Origin of the sequence: Streptomyces luteosporeus, from assembly GCF_039532865.1 — a bacterium.
GTDB lineage: Bacteria > Actinomycetota > Actinomycetes > Streptomycetales > Streptomycetaceae > Streptomyces > Streptomyces luteosporeus.
Map to the genome: position 1 here is coordinate 59,393 of NZ_BAAASL010000011.1, position 15,286 is coordinate 74,678.

At 67.1% G+C, this 15,286-nt stretch carries 7 protein-coding genes; 6 read left to right on the top strand and 1 reads right to left on the bottom strand.

What is annotated here, in order from left to right; translation table 11 throughout:
- The first annotated feature begins 160 nt into the window (after positions 1-160).
- The 3 genes from ABD361_RS16490 to ABD361_RS16500 all read left to right on the top strand — a co-directional run bounded on the left by ABD361_RS16490 (position 161) and on the right by ABD361_RS16500 (position 11,035).
- Entirely contained in the window at positions 161-3,679 is a 3,519-nt protein-coding gene (locus tag ABD361_RS16490) for a LamG-like jellyroll fold domain-containing protein (protein ID WP_344436061.1), read from the top strand.
- Positions 3,680-3,815: 136 nt separating this feature from the next.
- A complete protein-coding gene (locus ABD361_RS16495) occupies positions 3,816-10,646 on the top strand; it encodes a polymorphic toxin-type HINT domain-containing protein (protein ID WP_344436062.1) in 6,831 nt (2,276 codons plus the stop codon).
- 107 nt (positions 10,647-10,753) lie between these two features.
- Complete coding sequence (locus tag ABD361_RS16500; RefSeq protein ID WP_344436064.1) at positions 10,754-11,035, top strand: hypothetical protein; 282 nt, start codon at positions 10,754-10,756, stop codon at positions 11,033-11,035.
- A 275-nt stretch (positions 11,036-11,310) separates the two neighbouring features.
- On the opposite strand, the gene ABD361_RS16505 is transcribed toward ABD361_RS16500, so the two are convergent.
- Complete coding sequence (locus tag ABD361_RS16505) at positions 11,311-11,673, bottom strand: hypothetical protein (protein WP_344436065.1); 363 nt, start codon at positions 11,671-11,673, stop codon at positions 11,311-11,313.
- A 119-nt stretch (positions 11,674-11,792) separates the two neighbouring features.
- Here ABD361_RS16505 and ABD361_RS16510 point away from each other — a divergent pair, with 119 nt between their 5' ends.
- From ABD361_RS16510 to ABD361_RS16520, 3 genes are all read left to right on the top strand, one after another.
- Positions 11,793-12,524 (top strand): L,D-transpeptidase family protein, encoded by a 732-nt coding sequence (locus ABD361_RS16510; RefSeq protein ID WP_344436066.1) that lies wholly within the window; start codon positions 11,793-11,795, stop codon positions 12,522-12,524.
- A 113-nt stretch (positions 12,525-12,637) separates the two neighbouring features.
- On the top strand, positions 12,638-14,278 hold the full coding sequence (locus tag ABD361_RS16515) for a sensor histidine kinase (protein WP_344436067.1): 1,641 nt from the start codon (positions 12,638-12,640) through the stop codon (positions 14,276-14,278).
- A gap of 68 nt (positions 14,279-14,346) precedes the next feature.
- Positions 14,347-15,285 (top strand): alpha/beta hydrolase, encoded by a 939-nt coding sequence (locus ABD361_RS16520; RefSeq protein WP_344436068.1) that lies wholly within the window; start codon positions 14,347-14,349, stop codon positions 15,283-15,285.
- Position 15,286: the final 1 nt, after the last annotated feature.

Consider the following 15,286-nt stretch of genomic DNA (forward strand, 5'->3'; position numbering starts at 1 on the left):
GTGACCGTCCAGCAGACGCCGCAAGGCGGACTCAAAGCGGAGGACCAGGGTGCAGGAGGCGTTGTCTTCGAAGCACCGACCCCGATGATGTGGGATTCGAGCAGTGGCCCGAGTCCCTCGCTCAAGGCGGGCGACAAGAGCGCGAAGCGTAGTGCGCGTAGTGCGCCTTCGAGCCCACGCAGTAGGACAGGAGCCGACCGCCGGGGAGTCCGGCAAGCTCGCCAAAGTCGGCGTCGACGTTCCCTCCGGCGGACGGGAACTGGTCCTGACCCCGGACCGGAAGGTGCTCGCGTCCGCCGACACCGTGTACCCGGTCTTCATCGACCCCCAGTGGTACTCACCCAGGTCGTCGGCCTGGACCATGGTGTCGAAGTACTGGGACAGCACGCCGCAGTGGAAGTTCAACGGCAACAAGGACGCCGGGCTCGGCTACTGCGACTGGAACCACTGCAACCCTGGGGACACCAAGCGCCTCTTCTACGAGATCCCGACGAGCCAATTCGCGGGCAAGAGCATCCTGTCCGCCGAGTTCGTCGTGCCCGAGACCTGGTCGGCGTCGTGCGAGAAGAAGGGCGTGCAGCTGTGGCTGACGCGCGGGATCTCGTCGTCCACCACGTGGAACTCCCAGACCGGCTCCGACTTCTGGGCGAAGAAGCTGGACGAGCAGTCGTTCGCCCACGGATACGAGGGCTGTGCCTCCGACGACGCGGAGTTCAATGTCCGGGAGGTCGTGCAGAATGCGGCCAATCGCTCCTGGAACGACATCACCTTCGGGCTGAAGGCGTCCGACGAGAGCGACACCTACGCCTGGAAGCGGTTCGCCGACCGCGCGTACCTGCGGGTGCAGTACAACCAGCCGCCCCAGCAGGTCGCCATGTCGCAGCTGTCGATGGAGTACGGCGGCGCCTGCAAGGCCCCCGAGCAGGCGGCCCACGTCCGCACCCTCGGCCAGGTGTACGCCAATGACGTCACCGACCCGGACGGCGACGACATCGCCGTGGAATTCCAGGCCGAATGGGACAACGGCGACGGCAAGGGAACCGTCGCACGCTGGACACCGGGACTGACCGGCTTCAAGAAGTCCGGCTCGGACTTCTCCATGGCCCTGCCCAGCGACCTTCCGGTCAACACCACGATCAGCTGGTACGTCCGGGCATACGACCGTCTGGGCTACTCACCCTGGTCCGCGGCGGGCCCACCGACCGGCTGCTACTTCGTCCGGGATCCCAGGACGCTGCCCGCGCCCAAGGTGTCCTCGACCGACTACCCGGAATCGAAGCCGGGCGCTTCCGGTGACGGAGGCGATCCGTGGATCGACGGCGTTGGTAGGTACGGCAGCTTCACGGTCGGCCCTGCCACCAAGGACATCACCAAGTACTTCTACGGCGTCAATGCAGACGCGTCGCCCAAGAACGCGGTGAGCACCACGGAGGGTGCGGCCCGGACGGTCAAAGCGCTGCCGAGCGAGCCGGGGCTCAACTTCGTCACGGTGCAGGCGCTCGACGCGGCGGGCAACATGAGCGAGCCGTACACGTACCGCTACAAGGTGCGGGCCGGCCAGCCCGAGCGCGCGGCCTGGCAGATGGACGACGGGCCGGAGGCCGAGCAGGCACAGGGGACGAGTCCGGCACGCACGGCACAGCTGCACGGTGGTGCTGCGACGGGGGGCGAAGGGATCCAAGGGAAGTCTCTTTCCTTGAACGGTACCGACGCCTACGCGAGCACGGATGCGCCCGTGGTCGGCACCTCGACCGGATTCACCGTCTCGGCCTGGGCCAGGCTCTCGAAGGCTCCGGCGGGCGATGCCGTGGTTGTCGGCCAGGCGGGCAACAATGTGCCGGCCTTCCAGCTGAGCTATTCCCGGAACGACGACCGATGGACGTTCGACCGGTACGCCTCCGATGCCGCCGGCGCCCAGTCGGTGCGGGCGAAGCAGCAGAACGCCGGCGGTGCGAAGCCCGGCGAGTGGAATCACCTCGTGGGCGTCTACGACAACACGGCGGGGGAGCTGCGCCTGTTCGTCAACGGCAAGCAGGAGGGAAGCGCCCCGTACAAGACGCCGTGGGACGCCCACCGAGGTCTGCAGATCGGCGCCGGGACGAACAACGGCAATCCGACGGCCTTCTTCCCTGGTGACATCGACGAGTTGCAGTTCTTCGATCGCGCCGTTCCGGCGAACGAAGTGGCACGTCTGTACGCCAAGGAACACCTCGGCGGCCCTGGTGGTCCCGCTCGGGCGAGTTTCCCCTTCGACGAGGCCGAGGGAGCCAAGGAGGTGACCGGACGGGCCGAGGTCCAGCCTGCGGTGTTCCACGGCGGAGCGAAGGCCGCAACGCCGGGAGTCGCCGGCAAGGCACTCGCACTCGACGGCGTCGACGACTACGCCACCGTCGATTCACCGCACTTCAACAGCACAGGAAGCTTTGCCGTCTCGGTATGGGCACGGCTGGCGAAGGACAAGCCCATCCGAACCGGGGTGGTTGTCACTCAAGCCGGGGCGAACGCGAGTGGTGGCGAGTTGTTCTACTCGACCCGCGAAGGCGGATGGGTATTCAACCAGCACACCGCCGATGTCACCGACCCCACCGACAACAAGGTCGTCCAGAACGCCGGCGCGCCGGCCAAGAACGGGGAATGGGCCCATCTGGTCGCCATACGCGACACCACGGCCGGCACGCTGACTTTGTATGTCAACGGAATCCTCGCCGGGAGTACGCCCATCAGCAGCACCCCGTGGTATGCGGGCAAGCAGCTCCAGATCGGTGCCGGATCCTACGCGGGCAAGCCCGGCAACTACTTCCCCGGCGACATCGACGACCTGCGGATCTACGACCGCCCGCTCGCGCCCGGTGAGGTGCAGCAACTGTTCAAGCAGCGGCCGCTGGTCAAGGGCCGGTGGCAGTTCGATGCCGCTTCGGGCACGCCGGCGACGTCGCCGGACGCAGTGACCGATCCGGGTGCCGTGCACCACGACATGCTGCTCACCGGAAAGGCCGAGATCGGTGCGGGCCACGTGGACGCGGGTGGCCTGAAGCTCCACGGTGTCGATGCTGCCGCTGCCACGAATGGGGTGCCGGTCGACACGAGCGGCAGCTTCACGGTGACTGCATGGGCGCAGCGGGTGGCCGACAGGCCGGGACGTGCCATGACGCTGCTGAGCGCCGAGGGCACCTCCCAGAACGCCCTCACCGTGCGCTATGTGCCGGGGCCCGCCGCTCCGGCCGAGGCCGGCGGGGTTGAAGGGCGTGGGCGCTGGCAGGTCACGCTGCCGAGCAAGGACGCCGACAAGGACATCACCGTCACGACGGTGGACAACGGCGCCTTCGAGGACGCCGGGGCGTGGAACCACATTGCCGTGGTGTACGACGGTTTTGCTCACGAGCTGCGGCTCTATGTCAACGGAAGCCTGGAGCAGCTGGCTTGCGGCGCTGCGGGCGACGGGACGCAGAACGATCCGTCGCCGTGCGCCGACCGCTTCTCCCATGCCGGCAATGCGGTGGCGTTCGCTGCCACCAAGTCCTTCCAGGTCGGCCGCTCCTTGGTGAAGGGGACGGCAAGTGAGTACTGGTCCGGGCAGGTCGATGACGTCTGGGCGTTCCAGGGTGCTCTGACCGGCCAGCAGGTGAACGTGCTCGCCACCGCCATGAACGGACGGCCCACCGAAATTCCGCAGGCCTGAACGTATAAGGCAGTTTTCATCGCCACTTTTTCCGATGGCCTGGGCAGGGCGCAGGAGTCGCTCTGCCCGGGCCCGGCCGAGGACACGAGGTATGAACAGCAAAGGCAGATTAACAACGTCCAGACGTCAGAGACGTATGGCTGTAGTGCTGTCCACAGTGCTGGTGGGAGCCCTCCTGCAAGGCACCGCATTCTCTGCGGCCGCAGGGCGTGCGGGAAACCTCCCGGGGGCACCCGACCCGGGCGACCCGGTGGCCGGCCACGCCGTGGCAGGCAAGCCACGCAAGGTCGATACCGCTCCGAGGACGCCTCAGGTCCGCCCCAACGCCACATGGCCGCAGAGCGGCAGCCTGCTCGGTGAACCGGCGAATGTTTCCGGCGCCGACGGCCCGGCGGCCGGTAGGTCGCTCACGGGCAATGCCTGGCCGGTGAGCCTTTTTGTCGAGCAGCCGTCCAAGAACCGGACCGTGGCTCCTGTTGCCGGGACCGGCGCCGACATCCGGATTCTCGACCGCAAGGCGAGCGAACGGGCCGGAGTGAACGGTCTGGTCTTTTCCGTCACACCGGCCGCAGAAAAGAGCAACCTGGCGGTCGCGGCACCCGAGAACATGGGGTTGCGGGTTAATTACTCCGCCTTCTCCCAGCTGTACGGAGGCGGATACTCCTCCCGCCTGCACCTGGTCGAGCTGCCGGCCTGTGCGCTGACCACTCCCGAGAAGGCCGCCTGCAAGCAGGCCAGGCCGGTCGTCGCGACGAACGACACCGAGAAGCAGACACTGACCGCCACCAAGCTGGGGTGGAAGGCCGGGGTCGCCAAGGTTCTGGCCGCAGCTCCGGACGCCTCCGGCGACAAGGGCGACTACAAGGCGACGTCGCTGTCCCCGTCGTCGACGTGGAAGACGGACCTGAACACCGGCGCGTTCAGCTGGTCGTACCCCATCTCCGTCCCCGAGGTCCCGGGTGGTCTGAAGCCGAACGTCAGCATTGGCTACTCGTCCTCCTCGATCGACGGCCGCACAGGCAACACCAACAACCAGGCGTCCTGGGTCGGCGACGGGTTCGAGATGTGGCCCGGGTTCATCGAGCGCCGGTACAAGTCCTGTTCCGAGGACGGCGAGGAGCACTCCGACGGCAACAAGCCGGGCGATCTGTGCTGGGCGTACGACAACGCCACGATCTCGTTCAACGGCAAGGCCGGCGAACTCGTCCCGTCCGGTGACAACCAGTGGCGGCTGAAGAACGACGACGGCACCAAGATCGCACGCCTCACGGACGCCGCGCGCGACAATGGCGACAACGACAACGAGTACTGGCGCGTGACCACGCCGAATGGCACCCAGTACTACTTCGGCTACCACAAGCTCAATGGATGGGCGAGCGGCAAGAGCACGACCGACTCCGTGTGGACCGTGCCCGTCTACGGCAACAATGCCGACGAGCCCTGCCACAAGGACGCTTTCAAGGACTCCTGGTGCCAGCAGGCCTGGCGCTGGAACCTGGACTACGCCGTCGACCGGCACGGCAATGCCGTCACGTACTACTACAACAAGGAAACCAACTCCTACGGCCGTAACGTCGAAGCCAAGGACAACACCTCGTACGTGCGAGGCGGCTACCTCAAGCGCATCGAGTACGGCCTGCGGTCCGGCGACCTCTTCGCCAAGCCCCTGGCCATGGTCGCCTTCAGCAATGCCGAACGGTGCCTGCCGCAGGACCTGGACAAGGTGACCTGTGCCGAGGACACCATCGACGACAAGAAGCAGTACTGGTACGACACCCCGTGGGACCTGAACTGCAAGGCCGGTGCCGAGTGTGACAAGGGACGGCTTTCGCCGTCGTTCTGGACGCGCAAGCGACTGACCGACATCTCCACCAGCGTCCTCAAGAGCGACGGTACGTATGCCCCAGTCGACTCCTGGAAACTGGATCACCGCTGGGGCATGGCGGACACCGACTACCAGCTCCTGCTGAGCGCGATCGAGCACACAGGAAAGTCGGTCACTCCGGCCATCACCCTGCCGAAGACGACCCTCGCCTACACGCAGCGGCCGAACCGCCTGGACAAGACCGGTGACGGGAAGGCGCCCTTCATCAAGGAGCGTCTGTCGACCGTTGCCGACGAGCATGGCGGCCAGACGGATGTCACCTATTCGCAGCCGGTGTGCGACTGGAACAGCCTGCCGACGCCCGAGATGAACACCAGCCGGTGCTTCCCCCAGTACATCGGCGGCACCAGCAGCACGGATCCGACGCAGCAGTGGTTCAACAAGTACGTCGTCGACAGCGTGACCGCCACCGACCGGACCGGCGGTTCGCCCGACCAGGTCACGAAGTACGACTACCTCGACGGTGCGGCGTGGCATTTCGATGACGACGACGGTCTGACGAAGGAGAAGTTCAAGACCTGGTCGCAGTGGCGCGGCTACGGGCACGTGCGCGTGCAGACCGGCAGCCAGGGCGTCGGCGGCATGAAGTCGCAGGAGGACACCTACTTCCTGCGCGGCATGGACGGCGACAGGAAGTCGACCGACGGCGGAACGAAGTCTGTGAGCGTCTCCCTTGGGGCCGGCGAGGGGGATCCCCTTGCCGACCACGAGTCCGCTGCCGGCTTCGCCTACAAGAAGGAGACGTACTCCGGCCCGGGCGGAAAGGTTCTGGGCAAGGCCATCAGCCGGCCCTGGCACCACGAAACGGCGAAGAAGGTCCGCTCCTGGGGCACGGTGACCGCCAATTTCACGGGCACCGAGGCCAGCCGGACGTTCACGTCGATGGACGAAGGAGCCGGTGAGAAGTGGCGGCAGACCGCCACGGCCACGGTGTACGACGATGCGACGGGCCGGGCCACGCAGGTGGCCGACTCCGGCGACATCAGTACGTCGACTGACGACCGCTGCACCCGTACCACGTACGCCGACAACACGGACGCCAACATCCTGAGCCTCCCGTCGAGGGTGGAGACGGTGGCGGCAGCCTGTGACAGCACGAGTGTCGACCGGAGCAAGGCGGTCATCTCCGATGTGCGCACCGCCTACGACGGTGGGACGTACGGCGGGGTGCCCGACAAGGGCTACGCCACCAGCGTGGCGACCTTGAAGAAGCACGACGGCACGCTGGCCACCTACCTGGAGTCTGGGAAGACCGTCGATGCGTACGGACGCGACCTGACCACGACGGACATCACGGCGGAGGTCGTTTTCGACGCCGGCGGCAAGCTCGTCTCGTCCACCAAGCGAAACGACGGCCGTACGAGCACCACGACGTACACCCCTGCTGCCGGATTCCCGACGAAGGTCACGACGACGGGCCCTCCGGCGAAGGCGGGTGATGCGACTACGGCACAGACCAGCACGACCTCGGTCGACCCGGTCCGGGGCCAGCCGCTCTATGTCACGGACACCAACAACAGGGTGACTTCCCTCGAATACGACGCCCTGGGCCGCACGAAAAGGGTCTGGCTGGCGGACCGGGGCAAGAACCGTACGCCGAGTTACGAATTCACCTACAGGATCGCGGACGGCAAACCGGTGGTTGTGGGTACGCGAACCCCCAACAACTCCGACGGCCAGCTCACGTCGTACACGCTGTACGACGGCTTCCTCCGCCCGCGTCAGACGCAGAGCCCGGGCCCGGACAAGGGCCGTCTGATCACCGACACCTTTTACGACGACCGTGGGCTGACGGCGAAGTCGTTCGCCCCCTACTACGCCACCGACGCTCCCGGCAGCACCCTGTTCACCCCGGACAACGCCCTGAAGGTCGAATCCCAGACCTGGAACGCCTATGACGGCCAGGGCCGGGTCACGGAGAGCAAGCAGATTGCCGGCAACAGCGAAGCCGGCAAGGTCCTGGCGACGACACGCACCATTTACGGCGGCGACCGCACGACGGTGATCCCGCCAGTGGGTTCCACCGCCACCACGACGGTGGTCGACGCCCATGGCCAGACGACCGAGCTGCAGCAGCTGCATGAGCGCACGGCGGGGGCCGAAGCCGACACCACGCGCTATGCCTACACCCCGACCGGGAAGCTGGCCCGTGTCACCGACCCTGCAGGCAACGCTTGGACGTACGAGTACGACCAGCTCGGCCGTCAGGTCTCGACCACCGACCCCGACAAGGGCACGACCACCAGCACGTACGACGACCGCGGTCAGCTGATCTCCACCACGAACGCACGGAAGTCCAAGAACACGCTCTTCTACGCATACGACGGCCTCGGTCGCAAGACCGAGCTCCGAGAGGGGTCGGCGACCGGAACGAAGCTCGCCGAGTGGACGTACGACACGGTCACCAACGGCAAGGGAAAGCCGGCTTCCTCGACGCGATACGTGGACGGCAACGCTTACACGAGCCGCATCGACGAATACGACACCCGGTACCGGGCCAAGCAGACCACTGTTGTCATCCCTTCGAACGAGGGCGCGCTGGCCGGCACCTACATGAGCCGAACCAACTACACCCTGTCCGGTTCGGTCATGAATATGAGCTTCCCGCAGGTCGGCTCCCGACCCGGCCAGGGCCTCATCTTCGACTACGACGACGTCCTGCGTCCTACTGCTGTGATCAGCGCTGACGGAATCAAGTCCGAGATCACCAGCTACAGCCTCACCGGCAAACCGCTCCAGGCCAAGCTGAGGCAGAAGGACGGCCGCTTCACCCAGGTCACCAACGGCTACGAGTGGGGAACGCAGCGCCTGTCCACCACCCGTGTCGACCGGGAGAACGCCCCCGCCGCCGACAAGGCCGCCACCTACACCTACGACGAGACCGGCAACATCCGCGCCATCTCTGATGCCGCAGCCGACGGCACGGACATCCAGTGCTTCACCTACGACTACCTCCGCCGTGTAACGGACGAATGGACGCAGCCGGCCGGGGCCTGCACGGGTGCACCGTCGGGCAACCTTGTCGGCGGTCCGGCTCCGTACTGGAACTCCTACACCTACGACAAGACGGGCAACCGCCTCACCGAGACCCAGCACGACCTCACCGGCAACACCGCCAAGGACACCAAGCGCACCTACTCCTACCCCGGCGCCGGCAAGCCCCAGCCGCACGCTTTGACGGCGGTGGACACGGCAGGCCCGACCGGCACGGCCCGGGACTCCTACACCTACGACCCCACGGGCAACACGGCGACCCGAACCATCCGCGGTGACACGCAGACGATGGACTGGGATGCCGAAGGCCACCTGGCCAAGGTGACCGAACCGGCGGGTGACAAGGGCACGAAGACCATGTCATACCTGTACGACGCGGACGGCCAGCGGCTCATCGGCCGCACGGACACCGAGACGACGCTCTACCTCGGCGCCCTGGAGATCACCCTCCCGAAGGGCTCGACGACACCGAAGGGCACCTACTACTTCGACCTCGGCAACGGCATCCAGGCCGTCCAGACGGACGACGGCTCCGCGTCCTTCGTCCTGGGCGACCACGTCGGCACGGGCCAACTCGCCATAGACACGGCCGCCACGACGGCAACCCACCGCCGCACCACACCTTTCGGTGCCCCGCGAGGGCAACAACCGAAGAACTGGCCGGGCACAAAGGGCTTCGTGGGCGGCACGAACGACACGTCGACGAACCTCACCCACCTGGGCGCCCGCGAATACGACCCGTCGACGGGCCGCTTCATCAGCGTCGACCCGCTGATGGACTTGGGAGACCCGCAGCAGAACCACGGCTACACGTACGCCAACAATAATCCCGCGACGATGTCAGACCCCTCAGGACTGCGGCCCGAGGGCGCCTGTGGCGGTAACGGGACTTGCGTCGTTGGGTATTCCGACGGTCAACCCGTTTATGAGACCTGGGAATACGGTGACAATGGCTGGGAGTGGGGGACGTCCAGTAGCAGCACCAGATCATGGGAGCAGGAGGAAGACGGAGAGGACTACGAATATACGGAGACGACTTACCGATCCACCAGCGAGAGAAACGAAGGTGTCTTTTCTCGATGGGTCGTCAGCAAGGAACTTGTTCCTGAAAAGACGCCAGAGGTTCACCCTTGGCAGGCAGGCATTCCCTCAAAGCCGGAAGTTAGCAAGCCGGAGGCAATGCCCGATCTTGTGGACTGCAAGTCTGGCGACAGCCTCTGCCGCGCTCGGAATTCCTGGTACAAGTGGGCATTGACGTTTAGCTACGTGGCGCCCGCCATGCGTGGTGGTTGGGCCAGGAGTTTCGGGGGGAAGGAGGCGGAAAGCTCTCCTTGTCACAGCTTCATTGCGGGGACGCAGGTTGAGATATCCGACGGTGTTAGGAAAGACATAGCCGACGTCAAGGTCGGCGATCGCGTCCTGGCAACCGACCCCGAGACGGGCAGGACGGAATCACGTCCCGTGGTGGCGGCAATCGTCACCGAGGACGATAAGGACTTTGTCGACCTCAAGGTCAGCACGGTGGGCGGCGAAGCGTCCATCATTGCGACCGATACTCACCCTTTCTGGTCGGTCACTGAGCGCCGTTGGGTGGATGCCGGTGATCTCGCCTCAGGAGCCCAACTCCGCACGGACAAGGGTGAAACGGTCACTCTTTTGGGTGCCCGCAGCTTCCACCGGAAACAACGGACATATGACCTCACGGTTGATGGCATCCATGCGTACTATGTGCTGGCAGGTGCCACTTCGGTTCTGGTTCATAATTCCAACTGCTCGCCCGCTGAAAAGGTCAACAATCTACCAGAGGTGACTGCGCCCAAGCCTCTCAAGCCTTCTCAGGTTGATAAGGCGTGGAGTGATTTCCTGGGGCCTGGCCCGTACACCAACATTCACCCACGGGCCGGGCAGGTCGATCCTAATAGGCTTGTATCTGCCGATGGGCTCCGTAGTATCCGAATGGGTGATCATGAAATGAACAGCAAGCCTACGAAATTCCACTATCACATGGAAGAGTGGGAGTGGAATTCGGTAAATAATACGTGGACTGTCAGTAATGTCATGCAGCGTGTTCCTTTGGGGTCGAGGTAGTGAGGGTAGAAGTTCTCCGAGTAATCGATCGATCGCGAGGGATTGTATCCTTCCGATGCGAGTGCGGCGTCGCGTACGGCCGCTGGATGGGGCCGAACCCTGCATGCGTGGGACTGTTCGACGTCGAGATCGAGGTTCCGGGAGAGGTGGAAGAGTGGGTAGCGATCCCATCAGGTGTTGCTTCTCTCTCGGCTGCCACAGAAGACCTCGTCGCCCTGATTGTGGGTGAGGTTGTACGGCGCGAGGATGGTGATGATCCGGTCGTAGAGGTGAGGGTGGGGTCGGATATTCTCCTGATTGAAATTCCGAACCGCAGATCGGAACTTTCCGTGAAGGAGTTCATTTCCTTTCGGGTTCCCGAATTGCAGCTTTACCCGTACGACTTGTAAGCGGCCTGGTCTGGCAGGGTGTCGAGAGGGACCGTGCGGGGTTCGTCTAGGGGGCATGTTCTCGTGAGAATGGAGTTTGGCTCTCCATAGATTTGACCAACTGGGACCTCCAGTACTGCTGATGAAGCCCCACCGGGCCTGCTCGGTGGGGCTTCTGAGGTTCATGACGGCAACGGAGATGGCCGCTTGAGCGGAGGGCCGGTGATGCAGGCGGACCGCCGGACTCGTCTGTGCAGATGAGCAAGCGCGGTTGATCAGCGCTCGGCGTCCAGCCGTCAGGCGTTCCTGCGGAACTCGTGGACCACCTCGATGCGCCCCACGATGTGCGCGTTGAACTCCTCCAGCTCCTCCGCCGGCACCCACAGTTCCAGGATCGTGCTGCCGCCCGCCTGTTGGACCGGGTAGCGGCGGACGAAGTCCGTCTCCACCTCGAAGCGCGTGACGAAGCCCGCGCCGTCGTGCTTGACGTTCCAGTCGCGTGCGATGCGGATTGCGTAGTCCTCGTTCAGGACTGGGTAGAAGATGGGCTGCTCCGGCAGGCGGGGTGGCCAGGCGCGCCAGTCGAGGGCGCGGACCAGGGCCAGCTCCACCGGGCCGGTGGGGCGCCACAGGGTTGTCGTCGCGGGGTGGGTGGGCATGGTGCGCTCTCAGGTGGTCCGAGTCCGGGTGGTGGGGGAGGAACCGTAGTCGGGGCGCGCATCCTGCGGCGAGCTGTTTTTCGCGCAACCAACGCCGCCCCCCAGTAGTCGTACTGCACATGGTGAACTCAGCGAGCAGCAAGGCGAGATGTCGGGCGGCCGCTCGTGCCGTCGGTGTGGTGGTCGGTGCCGTCGGGTTGGCGCTTCCCGTCGGTGTCGTGGCCGGTGGGGGGACGGCCCAGGCTGCGGGCAGTGCGTGTACCGCGGGCGCCGGGCCGTATCAGAAGCAGGCGGAACGGTTCCTCCGGCGGCCCGTCGACGGGCGGCAGTCGCAGGGCGACTGCCGGGCCATCCGGGGCTTCCAGCTCGACCACGGCATCAGCCCCGCCGCCGGCTACGCCGGCCCCGTCACGTGGGACGTGATGCAGGTCGTCGACCGGCAGCGTGCCGCCGGCAGCAACCCCAACGCCGCCGGGAAGTGCCCGACCAACAAGGGGCGCATAGCGTGCGTCGATCTGACCCGGCAACTGAGCTGGGTGCAGGACGGCGGGAAGCTGAAGTTCGGGCCGGTGCCGATACGTTCCGGGCGGGACGGGTACGAGACCCGCACCGGGCTCAAGAGGATCTACTGGCGCAGCATCGACCACTGGTCGACGATCTACAAGGTGCGCATGCCCTACAGCCAGTTCTTCGACGGCGGGCAGGCCTTCCACTCCATCGACGGCAGCGTGTGGTCGGCGCCCGGTTCCCACGGGTGCGTCAACATGCGGCGCGCCGACGCCCAGGCGTACTGGTCGCTGCTCAAGAACGGCGACGACGTGTACGTGTACGGGCGCAAGCCCGGGACCTGACAGCCTGCGGGCCGGACGGCGTCCAGTGCCGGCCCGCACCCGCGCCCCTGCCTCCGCCCACCTGCGGATACGGTGTTCTTCGCAAGAGCACACGGCGAGGAGGAGCGGTAGCGGTGGTGCGGTTACCCCAGCTGAGGCTGGACGAGCTGCTGGAGGAGCTGCAGGCGAGGATCGACGCCGCGCGCGGGACCCGCGACCGGGTGCACCACCTGCTGGAGGCCGTGTTGTCGGTCGGGCGCGGGCTGCAGCTGGAGCAGGTGCTGCGCCGGATCGTCGAGGCCGCCGCGGCCCTGGTCGACGCCCGGTACGGGGCGCTCGGGGTGATCGGGCCGGACGGGCGGACGCTCTCGCAGTTCTTGACGGTCGGGGTGAGCGAGGCGGAGATCGAGGCCATCGGGCCCTATCCGTCCGGTCACGGCATCCTCGGCGAGCTCATCCACCGTCCCGAGCCGCTGCGGCTGTCGCGGATCTCGGCGCACCCCGCCTCGTACGGCTTCCCGCCCGGGCATCCGCCGATGGACACCTTCGTGGGCGTGCCCATCCGCGTCCGCGACCAGGTCTTCGGCAACCTCTACCTCGCCGAGAAGCGCGACGGGGCGGATTTCGGGGACGAGGACGAGGCCGTGCTCGCCACGCTCGCCGTCGCGGCGGGGGTGGCGATCGACAATGCGCGGCTGTACGAGGAGTCCACGCGTCGCGAGCGGTGGCTGGCGGCCGGCGCCGAGGTGACGACCCGTCTGATGTCGGGCGGGCGCCCGGAGGAGGCCGTCGGGCTGATCGCCGAGCGGGCGAGGGAGATCACCGGTGCGGAGCTGGCCGTCGTCGCCGTGCCGCCGCCCGGCGGGGAGGGCCTCGTCATCGAAGTGGCGGTGCCGGCCGCGCAGCTGCGCGGCACCGCGCTGCCCGAGGACGGCCCGGCCTGCCGGGTGCTCGCCGGTGGCGGCCCGGTCCGGGCCGAGGGGCCCGGTGGCCCGGCCGTGGCGGTGCCGCTGACGTCGGGGGATGCCGTACGGGCCGTGCTGCAGCTGGAACGGGCTCGGGGCGGGCCGGCGTTCCGGGAGGAGGAGCTCGGGCCGCTGGTCGCCTTCGCCGGGCAGGTGGCCGTCGCCATGGAGCTGGCCGAGCGGCGCGCGGACGCCGAGCAGCTCGCGGTGCTGGAGGACCGCGACCGCATTGCCCGCGACCTGCACGACCTGGCGATCCAGCGGCTGTTCGCCACCGGCATGACGCTGCAGAGCGCGGAGCGGTTCATCGACCACGGGGAGGCCGGGGAGCGGGTGCGGCGCGCTGTCGATGACCTGGACGAGACCATAAAGATCATCCGGTCGACCATCTTCGGGCTGCGCTCGCGCGAGACCGCGTCCCGGCAGGGGCTGCGCACCCGGCTCGTCCGGACGGTGGGGGAGGCGGCAACGCTGCTCGGTTTCGCGCCGGGCCTGCGCATGGAAGGGCTGCTGGACACGCAGGTGCCGCGCGAGGCCGCCGACGACGTGCTGGCGGTGCTCGGCGAGGCGCTGGCCAACGTCGCCCGGCACGCCCACGCCTCGTCCGTGGACGTCGCGGTGGTCAACGACGGCCGGCACCTGGAACTGACCGTCACCGACGACGGCGTCGGCATGCCCGCGGACGGCGACCGCCGCAGCGGCCTGCGCAACCTCGCCGAGCGGGCGGCCCGGCACGGCGGCCGGCTCTCGCTCGACAGCCCCGGCACGGTGGGCACCCGGCTCGGCTGGCGGATCCCGCTGGCGATGTGACGATGTGACGCAGCTCTCCAGGAAACGGTGACAGGGTGGTGTCGCGGACGGCTGCGATCGTCGGCTGCATGATGATCACCGATGAGGACTGTCTCGCCGAGACCCTCGCCTTCAACCAGGAATTCGAAGCCGCGGCCGCGAGCCGCCCGGCGCGCGACAAGGCGCCGGACGCCGCCACCTTGGCCGCCCTTCGCCGCAATCGCCTCGGTGGCGACACGCCCCCCGTGCGTCTGCCGCAGGGCCGGGACCGCGTTGTTCCCGGCGGCGTGGGGGTGCGGGTGCTCGTGCCCGACCGCGTCGAGGGCGTGTACCTGCACCTCCACGGAGGCGGCTGGGCCTTCGGCTCCGCCGGCGGCCAGGACGAACGACTGTGGCGGCTCGCCGAGCAGGCACGGCTGGCCGTGGTCAGCGTGGAGTACCGCCTCGCGCCGGAACACCCCTTCCCCGCCGGACCCGACGACTGCGAGACGGCCGCCCGCTGGCTGGTGGAGCACGCGGCAGCGGAATTCGGCACCCGGCGGCTGCTCATCGGGGGCGAATCGGCCGGTGCCCACCTGAGCGTCGTGACGCTGCTGCGCCTGCGCGACCGGCACGGCATCACCGGGGCGTTCCGGGCCGCCCACCTGCTCTTCGGCGCCTACGACCTGTCGATGACACCGAGCCAGCGATCGTTCGGACCGAGGCGCCTGCTGAGCAACACCGAGACGCTGCGGCAGACCTACGAGATGGTCACCCCCGGCAGAGGAGCGGAACAGCGCCGCGATCCCGAGGTCTCACCGCTGTACGCCGACCTCACCGGTATGCCGCCGGCCCGGATCGTCGTCGGCACCGAGGATCCGCTGTTGGACGACTCGTTGTTCCTGGCCGCACGGTGGCGGGCAGCCGGCGCGCCGGTTCACCTCGGTGTCGTCGCCGGCGCCATGCACGGCTTCACCCTCTTCCCGCTGACTGTCACCGAACGAGAACTGCAGCGTCAGCATCACTTCCTCACCACCGCGGGACGGTAGC

Excerpts from the sequence above, each read along its gene's own strand:
- ABD361_RS16510 (WP_344436066.1), top strand. The coding sequence starts at position 11,793 with ATGGTGAACTCAGCGAGCAGCAAGGCGAGATGTCGGGCGGCCGCTCGT.
- ABD361_RS16495 (WP_344436062.1), top strand. The coding sequence starts at position 3,816 with ATGGCTGTAGTGCTGTCCACAGTGCTGGTGGGAGCCCTCCTGCAAGGC.
- ABD361_RS16505 (WP_344436065.1), bottom strand. The coding sequence starts at position 11,673 with ATGCCCACCCACCCCGCGACGACAACCCTGTGGCGCCCCACCGGCCCG.
- ABD361_RS16520 (WP_344436068.1), top strand. The coding sequence starts at position 14,347 with ATGATGATCACCGATGAGGACTGTCTCGCCGAGACCCTCGCCTTCAAC.